The organism is Rothia sp. HC945 (genome assembly GCF_051370785.1).
GTDB lineage: Bacteria > Actinomycetota > Actinomycetes > Actinomycetales > Micrococcaceae > Rothia.
Window position 1 is genome coordinate 369,780 of the sequence record NZ_JBFCSN010000001.1, and the last position, 14,111, is coordinate 383,890.

A 14,111-nucleotide genomic window follows, 5' to 3' on the forward strand; every position below is an offset into this window, starting at 1 on the left:
ATTCATGACCAACGCATACAGAACATCCGAACGGGCGCTGCTGGTCCTCGAGGACGGCACGGTGTTCCGCGGCCGGTCCTACGGGGCCGTCGGCGAATCGCTGGGTGAGGCCGTTTTCTCGACCGGCATGACCGGATACCAGGAAACCCTCACGGACCCCTCCTACGCGGGCCAGATCGTCGTCCAGACCGCGCCGCACATCGGCAATACGGGCGTCAACGCCGACGACGCCGAGTCGCGCCGCATCTGGGTCAGCGGTTACGTGGTGCGCGATGCCGCCCGCCTGCCCTCGAACTGGCGTTCCGAGAAGTCCTTGGACGAAGAACTTGCCGAGCAGAACATTGTCGGGATCCAGGGCATAGACACCCGGGCGCTGACTCGTCACCTGCGCAGCGCCGGAGCGATGCGGTCGGGCATCTTCACGGGTGAGGCGGCCGAGGCCCCGGAGTCCGACCTGCTGGAACGGGTCCGTCAGTCCTCCCCGATGCAGGGACAGCGCCTGGCGGACCAGGTCACGGCGGAGAACACCCTGACCATTGAGCCGGCGGACCACGGGTGGGACGGCGAGGTCCTCGGGACGTTGGTCGCCGTCGACCTCGGCATCAAGTCGATGACGCCCCGACGTTTCGCGGAGCGAGGCATCCGCGTGCACGTGGTCCCCGCGAACACCACGCTCGAGCAGATCAAGCAGCTCGGTCCGGACGGGGCGTTCTTCTCGAACGGGCCGGGGGACCCGGAGACGGCCACGGATCAGGTCGAGGTTCTGCGCGGCATACTGCGCGCGGGAATCCCGTTCTTCGGGATCTGCTTCGGCAACCAGCTGCTGGGCCGGGCCCTGGGCTTCGGCACCTACAAACTGCCCTTCGGGCACCGGGGTATCAATCAGCCGGTGCTCGACCGGTCGACGGGGCGGGTCGAGATCACCGCGCAGAATCACGGATTCGCGGTGGACGCGCCGTTGGACGGACCGGTGACCGCTCCCGAGTCGGAATTCGGCCGGGTCGAGGTTTCGCACGTCGGGTTGAACGACGACGTCGTCGAAGGCCTTCGCTGCCTCGACATCCCCGCGTTCTCCGTCCAGTACCACCCGGAGGCCGCGGCCGGACCGCACGACGCCGCCTACCTGTTCGACCGTTTCATCGAACTCATGACCTCAACCGATTCGGCCGCACGCCAGAAAGCAGGAAAGTAACTCTATGCCTCGTCGTCAAGATCTCAAGAGCGTCCTGGTCATCGGTTCGGGCCCGATCGTCATCGGCCAGGCCGCGGAATTCGACTACTCCGGGACGCAGGCGCTGCGGGTGCTCAAGGAAGAGGGCATCCGGGTCATTCTGGTGAACTCGAATCCGGCAACCATCATGACCGACCCCGAGTTCGCGGATGCGACCTACATCGAGCCGATCACGCCGGACACCATCGAACGCATCATCGATCGTGAGCGGCCCGACGCCGTCCTGCCGACCCTGGGCGGTCAGACGGCGCTGAACGCCGCGATCGCCCTGGACGACCGCGGAACCCTCGCCAAGTACAACGTCGAGCTCATCGGTGCCAACATCGCGGCCATCAATCTCGGTGAGGACCGCGAGGCGTTCAAGGGCGTCGTCGAACGCTGTGGTGCCGAATCGGCACGGTCGGAAATCGTCCACTCGATGGACGAGGCCCTGGCCGCCGCGGAGAAGCTGGGCTACCCCATGGTCGTCCGGCCCTCGTTCACGATGGGTGGCCTGGGCTCCGGAATGGCCTACAACGAGGAAGACCTGCACCGCATCGCCGGCGCCGGCATCCAGTACAGCCCGACCTCCGAGGTCCTGCTCGAGGAGTCGATCCTCGGGTGGAAGGAATACGAGCTCGAGATGATGCGGGACAAGAACGACAACGTGGTGGTCGTCTGCTCGATCGAGAACTTCGACCCGGTGGGCGTCCACACGGGCGATTCGATCACGGTTGCGCCCGCGCTCACGCTGACGGATCGCGAGTACCAGAAGATGCGCGACGTCGCGATCGCCGTGATCCGCGAGGTCGGCGTGGACACGGGCGGCTGCAACATCCAGTTCGCCGTGGACCCGAAGACCGGACGCGTGGTCGTGATCGAGATGAATCCTCGCGTGTCCCGGTCCTCGGCGCTGGCCTCCAAGGCGACGGGCTTCCCGATCGCCAAGATCGCCACCAAACTCTCGCTCGGCTACACCCTGGACGAGATCCCGAACGACATCACGCGGAAGACCCCGGCGTCCTTCGAGCCGACGCTCGACTACGTGGTCGTCAAGGTTCCGCGGTTCGCGTTCGAGAAGTTCCCGGCGGCCGACCCGACGCTGACCACCACCATGAAATCGGTGGGCGAAGCCATGGCGCTCGGCAGGAACTTCACCGAAGCGCTCCAGAAGGCCTTGCGGTCCCTGGAACAGAAGAACAGCACGTTCTCCTTCGCGCACGACCGCCTCGAGCCTTCGGCCCTGCGGGAGCTGGTCGAGGCGACCAAGACGCCGACCACGGAGCGCCTGCACCAGGTGCGCCGCGCGCTGGCCGCCGGCGCCACGATCGACGAGATGTACGATGCCACCGGTATCGACCCGTGGTTCCTGGATCAGCTCCAGTTGATCAACGAGGTCGCGGACGAGGTCCGCAATGACACGAACCTGACCAAGGAGACCCTGGAGCTCGCGAAGCGCCACGGTTTCTCGGATGAGCAGATCGCCGAGCTGACCCACAGTCGCGAAGACGTGGTCCGCGGCGTCCGCCACGCCCTCGGGGTCCGTCCCGTGTTCAAGACGGTGGACACCTGCGCCGCGGAGTTCGAGGCCTTCACCCCGTACCATTACTCCTCCTACGACCAGGAGGACGAGGTGGCCCCGCACGAGGGCAAGTCGATCATGATTCTCGGGTCCGGCCCGAACAGGATCGGCCAGGGCATCGAGTTCGACTACTCGTGCGTGCACGCCTCGATGGTTCTGCGCGACGCCGGCTACGAGACGGTCATGGTCAACTGCAACCCCGAGACCGTCTCGACCGACTACGACGTCTCGACCCGCCTGTACTTCGAGCCCCTGACCCTGGAGGACGTCCTCGAGGTCATCGACTCGGAGCGCCGCACCGGCGGATTGCTGGGCGTTTTTGTGCAACTGGGCGGGCAGACGCCGCTCAAACTTGCGCGCGAGCTCAAGGAGGCCGGCGTCCCGATTCTGGGTACTTCGCCGGAGGCCATCGACCTGGCGGAGGACCGCGGCGAGTTCTCCCAGGTCCTCGGGGACGCCGGACTCATGACCCCGAAGAACGGAACGGCCTCGACCTTCACCGACGCCAAGGTGATCGCGGACGAGATCGGTTACCCGGTTCTGGTCCGGCCGTCGTACGTCCTCGGCGGTCGGGGCATGGAAATCGTCTACGACGAAGAGAACCTGGCCCGTTATCTGTCCAACGCCACCGAGGTGTCGCCCTCTCAGCCCGCGCTGATCGACAAGTTCCTCGAGGACGCCATCGAGATCGACGTCGACGCCCTGTTCGACGGGAACGAGCTGTACATGGGCGGCATCATGGAGCACATCGAGGAGGCCGGCATCCACTCCGGCGACTCGGCCTGCACCTTGCCGCCCGTGACGCTCAGTCCCTCCGTGCTGGAACGTGTCCGTGAAGCGACCCTGGGCATCGCGCAGGGCGTCGGGGTGCGGGGGCTCATCAATATCCAGTTCGCGGTCGCCTCGAACGTTCTGTACGTGATTGAAGCGAACCCTCGTGCCTCCCGGACGGTCCCGTTCGTCTCCAAGGCGACCGGCGTCCAGCTGGCCAAGGCGGCAGCTCTGATCGGTACGGGGGAAACCATCGAGTCCCTCAAGGCCTCCGGCCACCTGCCGACTCACATGGACGGCGCGAGGCTGCCCGAGGAGACCGCGATCGCGGTCAAGGAAGCCGTTCTGCCCTTCAACCGATTCCGGACCCATTCGGGGGCGGCCGTGGACTCGCTCCTGGGCCCGGAGATGCGGTCGACCGGCGAGGTCATGGGCCTGCACGCGTTCTTCGACACCGCCTTCGCGAAGGCACAGGCATCGGTCGGCAACGTGCTCCCCACGGAAGGTCGCGTGTTCGTGACCGTCGCGGACAGGGACAAGCGCGCGGCCATCGTGTACGTCAAGATGCTTCAGGAGCTCGGCTTCGAAATCATCACGACCGGCGGAACCGCGCAGGTCATGAGGCGGAACGGCATCCAGTGCACCGTGGTCCCCAAACTTCGTGACGCGAAGGAGGGCGAGCGGAGCATCGTCGACATGATCACCGACGGTGAGATCGCGCTGATCTTCAACACCCCGTCCGGCGCCGGCGAGGCACGCGGAGACGGGTACGAGATCCGCGCGGCCGCGACCAGCATCGGGTGCCCGCTCATGACCACGATCTCCGAGTTCGGCGCCACGATCCAGTCCATCGATGCACAGCGCCGTCACTCCTGGGACGTGATGAGCCTGCAGGATCACGAGGCGACGTTGTCCGCGGCTGCCGCGGCCGAACGTGAGGCCCAGCAGTGATGGGCACGGCATCTCCTGCCGGAGACCGCCTGTACCTGGCCATGCGGGAGAAGGGTCCCCTGTGCGTCGGGATCGATCCGCACCCGGGGCTCCTGGACGCCTGGGGGCTGGCGGACGACGTCGGAGGGCTCGAAACCTTCGCCCTGACGGTCATGGACGCGATCGGGGGAGAGGTCGCATCGGTCAAACCTCAGGTCGCCTTGTTCGAACGGCACGGCGCCGCTGGACTCGGTGTCCTGGAGCAAGTGATTGCCCGGGGCAAGGACTCGGGGACACAGGTCGTGTGCGACGCCAAGCGTGGGGACATCGGGTCGACGATGGCCGCATACGCTGACGCCTGGTTGTCCGAGCGATCCGGCCTGGCGGGGGACGCGGTCACCCTGAGCCCGTATCTCGGGTTCGGTTCATTGTCGCCCGCGCTGGACGCCGCCGCGGAGCACGGTCGGGGGACCTTCGTCCTCGCGCTGACTTCCAATCCGGAAGGTGCCGGCGTGCAGCACCGGGGCGAACAGGACTCCGTGGCGAAGTCGGTCGTCGACCAGGCAGCCGCGGAGAACGGGCGACATGAGTGGACCCATGCGGGCCCCTGCGGCCTGGTCGTCGGTGCAACCGTCGGGCCGGCCCTGGATGCCCTGGGAATTTCCCTCGCGAACTTCAACGGCCTGATCCTGGCTCCCGGGTACGGAGCACAGGGGGCCACGGCCGACGACCTCGCACGGGTATTCAACGGTGCGGGCGACAGGGTCGTGGTCGCGAATTCACGTGGCGTACTGCGCCACGGACCGGATCCGGACGCTTTGTCTTCCGCCGCCCGACGGTGCAACGAAGAGCTGATCCAGGCCCTGGGCCAGGAAGCCGGAAGTTCGAGCTGAGAATCACCGATTACCGGTCGGTACAAGACCCCGGGAACTTATCAATACACATTGATGTGTTCCCGGGGTCTGCCAAATCTTTTGCAGAAATGATCGCCTTTGGTCGCCGTGCAACCGGGAGCAGGCCCGTCACGCACGAAGGCCCAACGGCGCCTCGGACTATCTCCCACAATGTGACGTCCGGAATTCTGGAACATTCTGTCCTCGACCATGGATTGACTGGTCTCGAAGGCTACTCTGAGGTAATTTAAGGGCTGTATCCACGAGGATTGAGTGAGGGACCTCGATTATTGCCTCGTAGAACTAGGAGCGGAAGTAACTATGGCTCTGCGCCCTCTGACCGACGAAGAACGCGCCGCGGCCCGCGAAAAGGCCAAGCAGTCTCGCCAGGCACGTGCCGATGCCAAATTGGCCCTTAAAAATCGAAAGATCACCGTGAGCGAGTTTCTCGATCGAGCGGATGCGGACGAGGCTTTGCAACGCATCCGTGTCGAGGATATGTTGAAGTCCATCCCGAGCATCGGGGAGATCCGGGCAGCGGCGATCATGAGGGAACTCAGGATCGCTCCCAGCAGGCGTCTTCGTGGCTTGGGAGCCCACCAACGCAGAAATCTCATCGAACATCTCGAAGGGTAATCCAGTGACAGAGACCCAGTCCCCGCATTTGACCGTACTCGCCGGGCCGACGGCCGTGGGGAAGGGGACGGTCTCTGCATACATCCGGGATCACTACCCCGAGGTGTGGCTCTCAGTATCCGCAACAACCAGGGATCCTCGACCGGGTGAACAGGACGGCGTCCACTACTACTTCGTCTCGGACGAAGAGTTCGACTCCATGGTGGAAAACCGCCAGATGCTCGAGTGGGCCAAGGTTCACAACAATCACCGGTACGGGACCATGAAGACGATGGTCGAGGATGCCCTGGCTGCCGGCCGGCACGTCCTGTTGGAGATCGACATCCAGGGGGCGCGTCAGGTTCGGAACGCCATGCCGGAGGCCCAGATGGTTTTCCTGGCACCGCCGAGCTGGGAAGAACTGGTGCGCCGTCTGCAGACTCGCGGCACCGAAACCGACACCGAGCAACGTGTTCGCCTGGACACTGCGAAGGAAGAGCTGGGGGCAGAACCGGAATTCGATCAGACGGTCATCAACGAAACCGTCGAACAGGCCGCAAGCGAACTCGTGGACATCATGGGGATTGTCCAGCAACCCACCGAGGTGTGAGGTGGGCGTCGGGGCGGCGTCGCAGGCATCGGGCGGCCCTCGAGGAACGGTGAGATGTCGGACAAAAGGCGATTGACCTCCTCGGGAGCGTGCTTTCGCCCGTCCTCGGCTGTACCATGGTGTATTAGTTTTGCCCGGTGGCTCCATTGAGCGTGAGCACCGGAAGAACGCCTGGCTTGCAGAGCCGGCGGTATTCAATCAACGTCACGGGAGAATTTCTTGGCACTTTCCGAACACGAAGGCATCATCGATCCCTCGGTGGATTCGCTCCTCGAGAAGACCGATTCCAAGTACGGCCTGGTCATCTTCGGCGCCCGCCGGGCCCGTCAGATCAATGCGTACTATGCCCAGCTCCAGGAAGGGCTCTTTGAGCACGTCGGGCCGCTCGTGGACACCGCGGTGAACGAGAAGTCCCTGTCGATCGCCATGCGTGAGATCGAAGAGGATGTCCTCGAGGCCCACCAGGTCGAAGGCGGCCGGTACAACGAGAACGGCCAGTTGATCCACGACGACGAGCCCGTCGCCGATTTCTTCGGCTCGGACATTTTCGCGACCGAGGGCGAGGCCTCGGACTCGTTCGTCGAGTTCAGCTCGAACGCATCGGAGGAGTCCGCCACGCCGGAGGGCGACGCCGAGTAATCCACAGCGTCACCCGTGGTGACCGCGTGGTTCCCGTCTGACCGTTAGACTGGGGCCGTGCGAGTAATTTTGGGAATTGGTGGAGGCATCGCGGCCTACAAGGCCGCGATGCTTCTGCGTTTGTTCAGCGAGGACGGTCACGACGTCGTGGCCATGCCCACACGGTCCGCCCTCGAGTTCGTGGGCGCCCCCACGTGGGAGGCCCTGTCCGGATCGCCCGTGCGGACCACCGTGTTCGAGGACGTCGAGTCGGTCAATCACGTGCGCCAGGGCGAAGAGGCTGACATGATCGTCGTCGCCCCAGCGACCGCCGACCTCATGGCCAGGGTCGCCTCCGGCCGGGCGGATGATTTGCTGACCGCGACCATCCTGACCGCGCGCTGTCCCGTGGTCTTCGCTCCTGCGATGCATACCCAGATGTGGGAGAACCCGGCGACCGTCAGGAATGTCGGCCTGCTGCGCGACTACGGGTACACCGTGATCGAACCAGCCGTCGGCCGGCTCACGGGCCGAGACAGCGGGGCGGGGCGTCTGCCCGAGCCCGCCGAAATCCATCGTCGAGCCATGGCGGCCCACGCGGACCACCGTGAGAACGAGACGGAATCGGCGGACCTTACGGGCAAGAAAATTGTGGTCACGGCCGGTGGAACGCGCGAAGCCCTGGACCCGGTGCGCTACCTGGGAAACCGTTCCTCGGGGAAACAGGGCCTCGCCATCGCACTGGCCGCGGCGGACCGCGGAGCGGACGTCCACCTGATTCTCGCCCACACGGAGGTTCCGGACCCGGACGAGACGGAGAAGCTTCGGATTTCTCGTGTGTCGTCGGCCTTGGAGCTCCTTGAGGCCACGGAAAGGGCCGCGATCCAGGAGCGTGCTGATGTCGTGGTCATGACGGCCGCCGTCGCAGACTTCCGCCCCCGTGATCTGTCGGAAACCAAGATCAAGAAGGATCCCGAGGCCCAGGACGCACCCACGATCGATTTGGTGCGCAACCCGGACATTCTCAAGACCTTGGTCAGGAAGAAATCCGAGGGGAAGCACCAGGCGTTCCTGGTCGGGTTCGCCGCCGAGACCGGGTCGCCGGAGCAGTCCGTGGCCGAACTCGGGCGGCTGAAACTCGAGTCCAAGGGTTGCGATGTATTGGTCGTCAACGAGGTCGGTACGGACCTCGTGTTCGGGAAGGACCGGACCGCGGCCACACTGCTGACCCGTGGTGCCGAACCCGGTGAGGAATCCGAAGTCAGAGGCACCAAAGCGGACCTCGCGCGTCGCCTGATGACACGTATCGCGTCACACTTCAACATTCCGCCGCAGTCGTCCAACGAGAGTATCGAACGAGTAGAGTAGCCGAGTGACTTCCAACGACCATCAGCATCTTCGCCTGTTCACTTCAGAATCTGTGACCGAGGGCCATCCGGACAAGATCTGCGACCAGATTTCCGACTCGATCCTGGACGCATTGCTGGCCAGTGACCCGTTGGCGAACGTCGCCGTCGAAACCATGGTGACCACCGGTCAGGTCATGGTCGCGGGCGAGGTCACCACCACGGCGTACGTCGAAATCCCGAAGATCGTGCGTGACACCATCCTGGACATCGGTTACGACAACTCGACGCGAGGATTCGACGGCGATTTCTGCGGAGTGTCTGTATCGATCGGGGAGCAGTCGCCCGACATCAACTCCGGCGTGTACACGTCCCTGGAACAACGGACCGGCGTCGCCGAAGACGAACTGGACCGCCAGGGCGCGGGAGACCAGGGCATCATGTTCGGCTACGCGACGAATGAGACCGAAGCCCTGATGCCGGCACCCATCTGGATCGCGCATCGCCTGTCGGAACGACTCACCAAAATCCGCAAGGACGGTGTCCTGCCGGGTCTGCGACCCGATGGCAAGACCCAGGTGACACTCGGATACGACGGCCACACCCCGGTCTCGGTGGACACCGTGGTTCTCTCGACGCAGCACGACGAAAAATACGCGCTCAAGGACCTCCAGCAGGAGGTCCAGCGGTTCGTGATCGACCCGGTGCTCGAGGATCTCGACCTGGACACGCGGTCCGCCGACTTCATCGTGAATCCCGCGGGCCAGTTCGTCCAGGGCGGACCGGTGGGTGACGCTGGATTGACCGGACGCAAGATCATCGTGGACACCTACGGCGGCATGTCGCGACACGGTGGTGGGGCGTTCTCCGGCAAGGACCCGTCCAAGGTCGACCGTTCGGCCGCCTACGCGATGCGCTGGATCGCCAAGAACGTGGTCGCCGCCGGTCTCGCGGACCGCGCGGAAGTCCAGGTCGCCTACGCGATCGGGCGCGCACGTCCCGTCGGCCTCTACGTGGAAACCTTCGGTACCCAACACGAGGACCCGGTACGCATCGAGAAGGCCATCAACGAGGTCTTCGACCTCCGGCCACTGGCCATCATCAACGACCTGGATTTGCGTCGTCCGATCTACGCCAAGACCGCGGCCCACGGCCACTTCGGTCGTGACGAGCCCGAATTCACGTGGGAGCGGACCGACCGGGCCGAGGCCCTGCGGGCCGCCTTGTAATCATGACCGACCATCCCGACGGCGTCCTTCCGGGGCTGGAAGGATGGGAACCGCGTGAGAAGGACGCCGACCAGCTCGGTGCGGTGCCCGTCGCGGAGGACAAGCCCGTGGCCCGGGTCGCGATCGATACCCGGGTTCCTCACCTGGATCGTCTCTTCGACTACTCCGTTCCCGCGCATCTGGGAGAATCCGCACACCCAGGGGTGCGGGTGCGCGTTGCCTTTCACGGTCGAGAGACCGTTGCCTGGCTCGTCGAACGGGTGGACCGCACCGAATCTCCCGTCCAATTGCAGCCTCTTCGCGGGGTCGTCTCACCCGTGCGCGCTCTGGCACCGGAAATCTGGTCCCTGACCCAGGCGGTCGCCGCGCGGTACGCCGGGCTCAATTCCGACGTTCTGAGGTTGGCGGTGCCGCCGCGCGCCGCACGCGCCGAGAAACAGTACGAGCGCGACGTCCTGGGCCTGGGCCGGGCCGCAGAGGCTCCGAAGGAGGACGGGGCACCGGCGCAGGAGCAATCCGTCCCCGAGCCGACCCCCATCCCGGATCCCTCCTGGTCGCCCGAGGGCGAAGAACAGTCGGACGGTTGGGAACTCTACGAGGGAGGGCCCGAGACACTCCGACTCCAGAGCGACCCCGCGGGGCCGATCGTAAGACGCGTCGTCTCCGTCGCGCCGTCGGCGGAGCAGGATTGGGCCACCCTGATGGCCCGCGTGTGTGCCGCAACGGTTTCCGGCGGGAAGCGGGCGGTCGTCGTCGTCCCCGACAATCCGGCCCTGGACCGGCTCGAAACGGCGATGAACCGGTATCTTGACGCGGACCGGATCGCGCGGCTGAGCAACAGCGCCGGACTCGCCGCCCGTTACGGATCGTTCTTGAGGGGACTGTCCGGGCAGGCCTGGGTGGTCATCGGAACCCGCTCGGCGGCCTTCGCACCGGTCCCAAATCTTGGGCTCGTCGCCTGCTTCGACGACGGCGACGAGAACCTCATCGAGCGGCAGGCACCGTACTGCCACGCGCGCGACGTCCTGCTGCTCAGGTCGCAGCTCCAGGAATGCTCCGCGATATTCATGGGTCACGCCGTGACCCCGGAGGCGCAGCGGCTCGTCCACACCCGGTGGGCCCGAGCCGTGGCCCCCAGCCGCGAGGCGCTCCGCAAGAATTCCCCGCTGATCCGTGCCACGTCGGACAGCTTCACCCGTGAACGGGACCCGCTGGCCGCCATCGCCAGGATTCCGCATCTCGCGTATCAGGTGGCTCGGGAAGCGCTGCAATCGGGCCCGGTACTGGTCCAAGTCGCGCGCACTGGATACGCCCCGACTCTCGCGTGCCAGAGATGCCGCGCCTCGGCCCGCTGCCCCCACTGCATGGGCCCCCTCAGTCTTCACAAGGATTCGCGGTCCCAGGCGGTGTGCCGCTGGTGCCATCGGGGGGTTTCGCAATGGGCCTGTTCGGAATGCGGCAACGATTCCTGGCGGCTCACCACGGTGGGGGCGTTGCGCACCGCCGAAGAACTGGGACGCGCTTTCCCCCAGGTTCCGGTGGTCAATTCGAGCGGCGAGAACATCAAGGCCTCGGTCAGTGATCGTCCCGCCCTGGTCGTGGCCACGTCCGGTGCGGAACCGCGTGCCCAGGGCGGCTATCGGGCGGCGCTCTTGCTGGACGGGGACCGGATGCTCGCGCGCGATTCCCTGCGGGTTTCCGAGCAGGTTCTGCGGCGGTGGATGAACGCGAGCGCGCTCGTGGCCGACCGGGATTCGGGCGGTCAGGTGATCTGCACGGCCGAGGACTCGGCTGCACTCGGGGCTCTCGTCCGGTGGGATCCCGCGGGTTTTGCCGCCCGGGAAATGGCGGAGAGGCAGGAGTTGGGTCTTCCGCCCGCGGTGAGGACGGCGGCGATCACGGGGCCGAGGTTCGCCGTCGAAGAATTCGTCCGTTCCCTGAACCTGTCGGATGTGGGCGAGGCTCCCGCACTGCGCCTGATCGATCCCGTTCCGACGAGCGGCGACGACGAGGACGACGAATACCGCGCGATCATCTTCATGTCCTACGGACTGGCCCCACGGATCACGGAGCTCCTTCGTGGAACCCGGGCGGCATTTTCCGCGTCCAGAAAATACGAACCCGTCCAGATCCGATGCGATGCATTGGATGTGCTCTGACGCCGTTCAGAGCGACTGGGCGAGTCCGATGAGCTCCCGTGCCGAGTCGTCCCAGCTGTATCGTGCGGCGTCGTCGAGCGCGCCGAGAGCCGCCGCTCGGTAGGTGTCCGGGTCTTCGAGGTTCCGAACGGCCTCCGCGAATTCTCCGGGTTGCGAGAAATCGATGTGAGCCGCGTTCGGGGCTATTTCGCGGAAAATCGGGATGTCGGAGACGATGCGGGCGGTTCCTTCCGCCGCGGCCTCCGCGAGAGGCAGCCCGTAGCCTTCCGCCGAACTGGCCGTCACCAGGGCGGTGCAGGTCCCGAGGAGACGCCGGTAGTCTTCGTCCGTGACGCCGTCGTGGAAGATCACCGAGGCCCCCTGGGGCACGATCGCCCGGAGCTCTTCCTTCCGGCGCGGGTCGTACCTCGAGAGCAGATGGAGCTCATAGTCGGGAAGGTGCTCCATGCCGCGGATCAGCAGGTCGACTCCCTTGTACGGCATCGCGGAACCCATGTAGACGAGGCTCTTGCGTCGGTGTGCCGCTCGGTCGAGGGCCTGCTCCCGGGTGACGCCGATCCCTCTCGGCGGAGCGTTGGGGATCACTGTGACCGGGCGGGTCGTCAGGTCGTGCTCCCGGATGAGTGATGCCGTCGTCCTGCTCACGGTCGCCACGGCGTCGGCCCGGTTGAGGAGCAGCCGCTGGGGCAGGTAGGACCGGTGGAACAAGCGCCAGCCGATACGCACGGGCGCCGGAAGGAAACCGGGTGGTTCCGGGTGGTCGTAGTAGATGAGGTCGTGCAGGGTCAGGATCAGCTTGTACTTTCGGCCCCACGACCCGATCGTCTGCATCGGAGAGAAGACGACGTCGGGCCGGAACCGGTTGACGGCGAGCGCGCTGAGCGGTTCCAGGGGGCCGGTGGGCGAATATCCGCGCACGCTCGGAAGGGGCGGCAACTGGTCGAGTTGGGCGTCGTCACTCACGAGCATCGCGACCGCGAGGCCCGGATACTCGCCCGACTCGATGCAGCGAGCGAGGCTGTGCAGAAGGCTCGCCGTGTACCTGCTGATCCCGTCGTGGACGGGGCGAACGTAGCGGGCGTCCACGAGCAGGCGCAAACCTGCGCGGCCGGGATTCTGGTGCGTCATCGTGCGGCCTCCGTTCTCCGCGTGGTCGGGGACGAGCCGTTCTGGGCGAGTTCCAGCTCGTCGGCGAATCCGTCGATCATCGCCGCCGCCCTGCGCGGCGTCTCATAGTGAATGAGATGGCCGACGTCAGGGATCACCTCAAGCCGGGCGTTCGGAAACGTTTGGGCGAGACTTTCCTGACCGGGAACGGACCCGAGATCGTCGTTTTCGGCAGCCACCAGGAGGGTCGGCACGGCGACTCGCGGGGCGGAGTCCCGAACGGTGTCCCGGATCGATGCCCTGTAGGCCTCGAGCACCACGGTGCGGGATGCGAAGCTGCCGAAATAGGCATCGTGCTGGCCGTTGATGAAGCGCCGCAACTCCGGGTCCTTGGTCTTCATCATGAGCAGCGAGGAAATCCGGGTCACGACGGACGATCTGACGAGCGCGTTGCCCCACCGGCCGGGGAGGGCAGCGCACACGCGGTAGAACGCGGCCGCGGCCAGGGAAGGGATCCGTGCGGAGGAATCCAGCGCGGGCTCGCAGATCGGATTGATCAGGGCCAGACCCGCCACGGGGGCTGGGCGTTGGGCGGCGACGGCGGCGGCAACCACGGACCCGAAGGAATGTCCGACCAGCACGACCGGGCGACTGCCGATCAGCTGCACAAGGTCGGAGACGACGTCGGCGTAGGCCGCGACATCGTGTTCACGTGTCGTGAGGGGCTCGGATTTTCCGAACCCGGGAAGGTCCGGGACCACGACGTCCCACCGCGAGGCCAGAGCCTCGGCGATCAGGGCGAGGCCGTGGTGGTCTCCGCGGAATCCGTGGACCATCAACATCACGGCGTCCTCGTCCCGGGAATCACGCCCCTTGTAGGTCCAGTAGCGCACGCGGGCGCCGTTGCTCGCGAATTCCGCCTCGTGGGGAAAAAGCCCGCCGACGGGTGTCTTCTCGAAGACTGTCGTGGGACGCGAGGGCGCCGGGGTCTGAGGAATTCTCCGGGAACGTGGCACGCTGGGGCTCCTGGGGTAGGGAAAC

At 65.7% G+C, this 14,111-nt stretch carries 11 protein-coding genes; 9 read left to right on the forward strand and 2 right to left on the reverse strand.

What is annotated here, in order from left to right; all coding sequences use genetic code 11:
• Window positions 1-4 precede the first annotated feature (4 nt).
• The 9 genes from carA (at window position 5) to AB0Y14_RS01600 (ending at window position 11,963) form a co-directional block, all read left to right on the forward strand.
• Window positions 5-1,192 carry a glutamine-hydrolyzing carbamoyl-phosphate synthase small subunit gene (carA, locus tag AB0Y14_RS01560; protein ID WP_129314429.1) on the forward strand — a complete coding sequence of 396 codons (1,188 nt, stop codon included), beginning with the start codon at window positions 5-7 and terminating at the stop codon, window positions 1,190-1,192.
• A 4-nt stretch (window positions 1,193-1,196) separates the two neighbouring features.
• Complete coding sequence (carB, locus tag AB0Y14_RS01565; RefSeq protein ID WP_436587542.1) at window positions 1,197-4,514, forward strand: carbamoyl-phosphate synthase large subunit; 3,318 nt, start codon at window positions 1,197-1,199, stop codon at window positions 4,512-4,514.
• Window positions 4,514-5,386 carry an orotidine-5'-phosphate decarboxylase gene (gene pyrF, locus AB0Y14_RS01570; protein ID WP_436587543.1) on the forward strand — a complete coding sequence of 291 codons (873 nt, stop codon included), beginning with the start codon at window positions 4,514-4,516 and terminating at the stop codon, window positions 5,384-5,386. The genes carB and pyrF overlap by 1 nt, the downstream gene beginning before the upstream one ends.
• A 321-nt stretch (window positions 5,387-5,707) precedes the next feature.
• On the forward strand, window positions 5,708-6,022 hold the full coding sequence (gene mihF / locus AB0Y14_RS01575) for an integration host factor, actinobacterial type (RefSeq protein ID WP_129314426.1): 315 nt from the start codon (window positions 5,708-5,710) through the stop codon (window positions 6,020-6,022).
• A gap of 4 nt (window positions 6,023-6,026) precedes the next feature.
• Entirely contained in the window at window positions 6,027-6,611 is a 585-nt protein-coding gene (gene gmk / locus AB0Y14_RS01580; protein ID WP_238692281.1) for a guanylate kinase, read from the forward strand.
• Between the two features lie 219 nt (window positions 6,612-6,830).
• Complete coding sequence (gene rpoZ, locus AB0Y14_RS01585; protein ID WP_436587544.1) at window positions 6,831-7,250, forward strand: DNA-directed RNA polymerase subunit omega; 420 nt, start codon at window positions 6,831-6,833, stop codon at window positions 7,248-7,250.
• Between the two features lie 57 nt (window positions 7,251-7,307).
• Window positions 7,308-8,597: a bifunctional phosphopantothenoylcysteine decarboxylase/phosphopantothenate--cysteine ligase CoaBC gene (coaBC, locus tag AB0Y14_RS01590; RefSeq protein WP_436587545.1), complete on the forward strand. Its 1,290-nt coding sequence runs from the start codon at window positions 7,308-7,310 to the stop codon at window positions 8,595-8,597.
• 4 nt (window positions 8,598-8,601) lie between these two features.
• Window positions 8,602-9,804: a methionine adenosyltransferase gene (gene metK / locus AB0Y14_RS01595; protein WP_436587546.1), complete on the forward strand. Its 1,203-nt coding sequence runs from the start codon at window positions 8,602-8,604 to the stop codon at window positions 9,802-9,804.
• 2 nt (window positions 9,805-9,806) lie between these two features.
• Entirely contained in the window at window positions 9,807-11,963 is a 2,157-nt protein-coding gene (locus tag AB0Y14_RS01600) for a primosomal protein N' (protein WP_436587547.1), read from the forward strand.
• A 6-nt stretch (window positions 11,964-11,969) separates the two neighbouring features.
• On the opposite strand, the gene AB0Y14_RS01605 is transcribed toward AB0Y14_RS01600, so the two are convergent.
• Window positions 11,970-13,061 (reverse strand): glycosyltransferase family 4 protein, encoded by a 1,092-nt coding sequence (locus AB0Y14_RS01605; protein WP_436588793.1) that lies wholly within the window; start codon window positions 13,059-13,061, stop codon window positions 11,970-11,972.
• A 26-nt stretch (window positions 13,062-13,087) separates the two neighbouring features.
• Window positions 13,088-14,086, reverse strand: coding sequence for an alpha/beta fold hydrolase (locus tag AB0Y14_RS01610; protein ID WP_436587548.1), 999 nt, complete (start codon window positions 14,084-14,086; stop codon window positions 13,088-13,090).
• Window positions 14,087-14,111 lie beyond the last annotated feature (25 nt).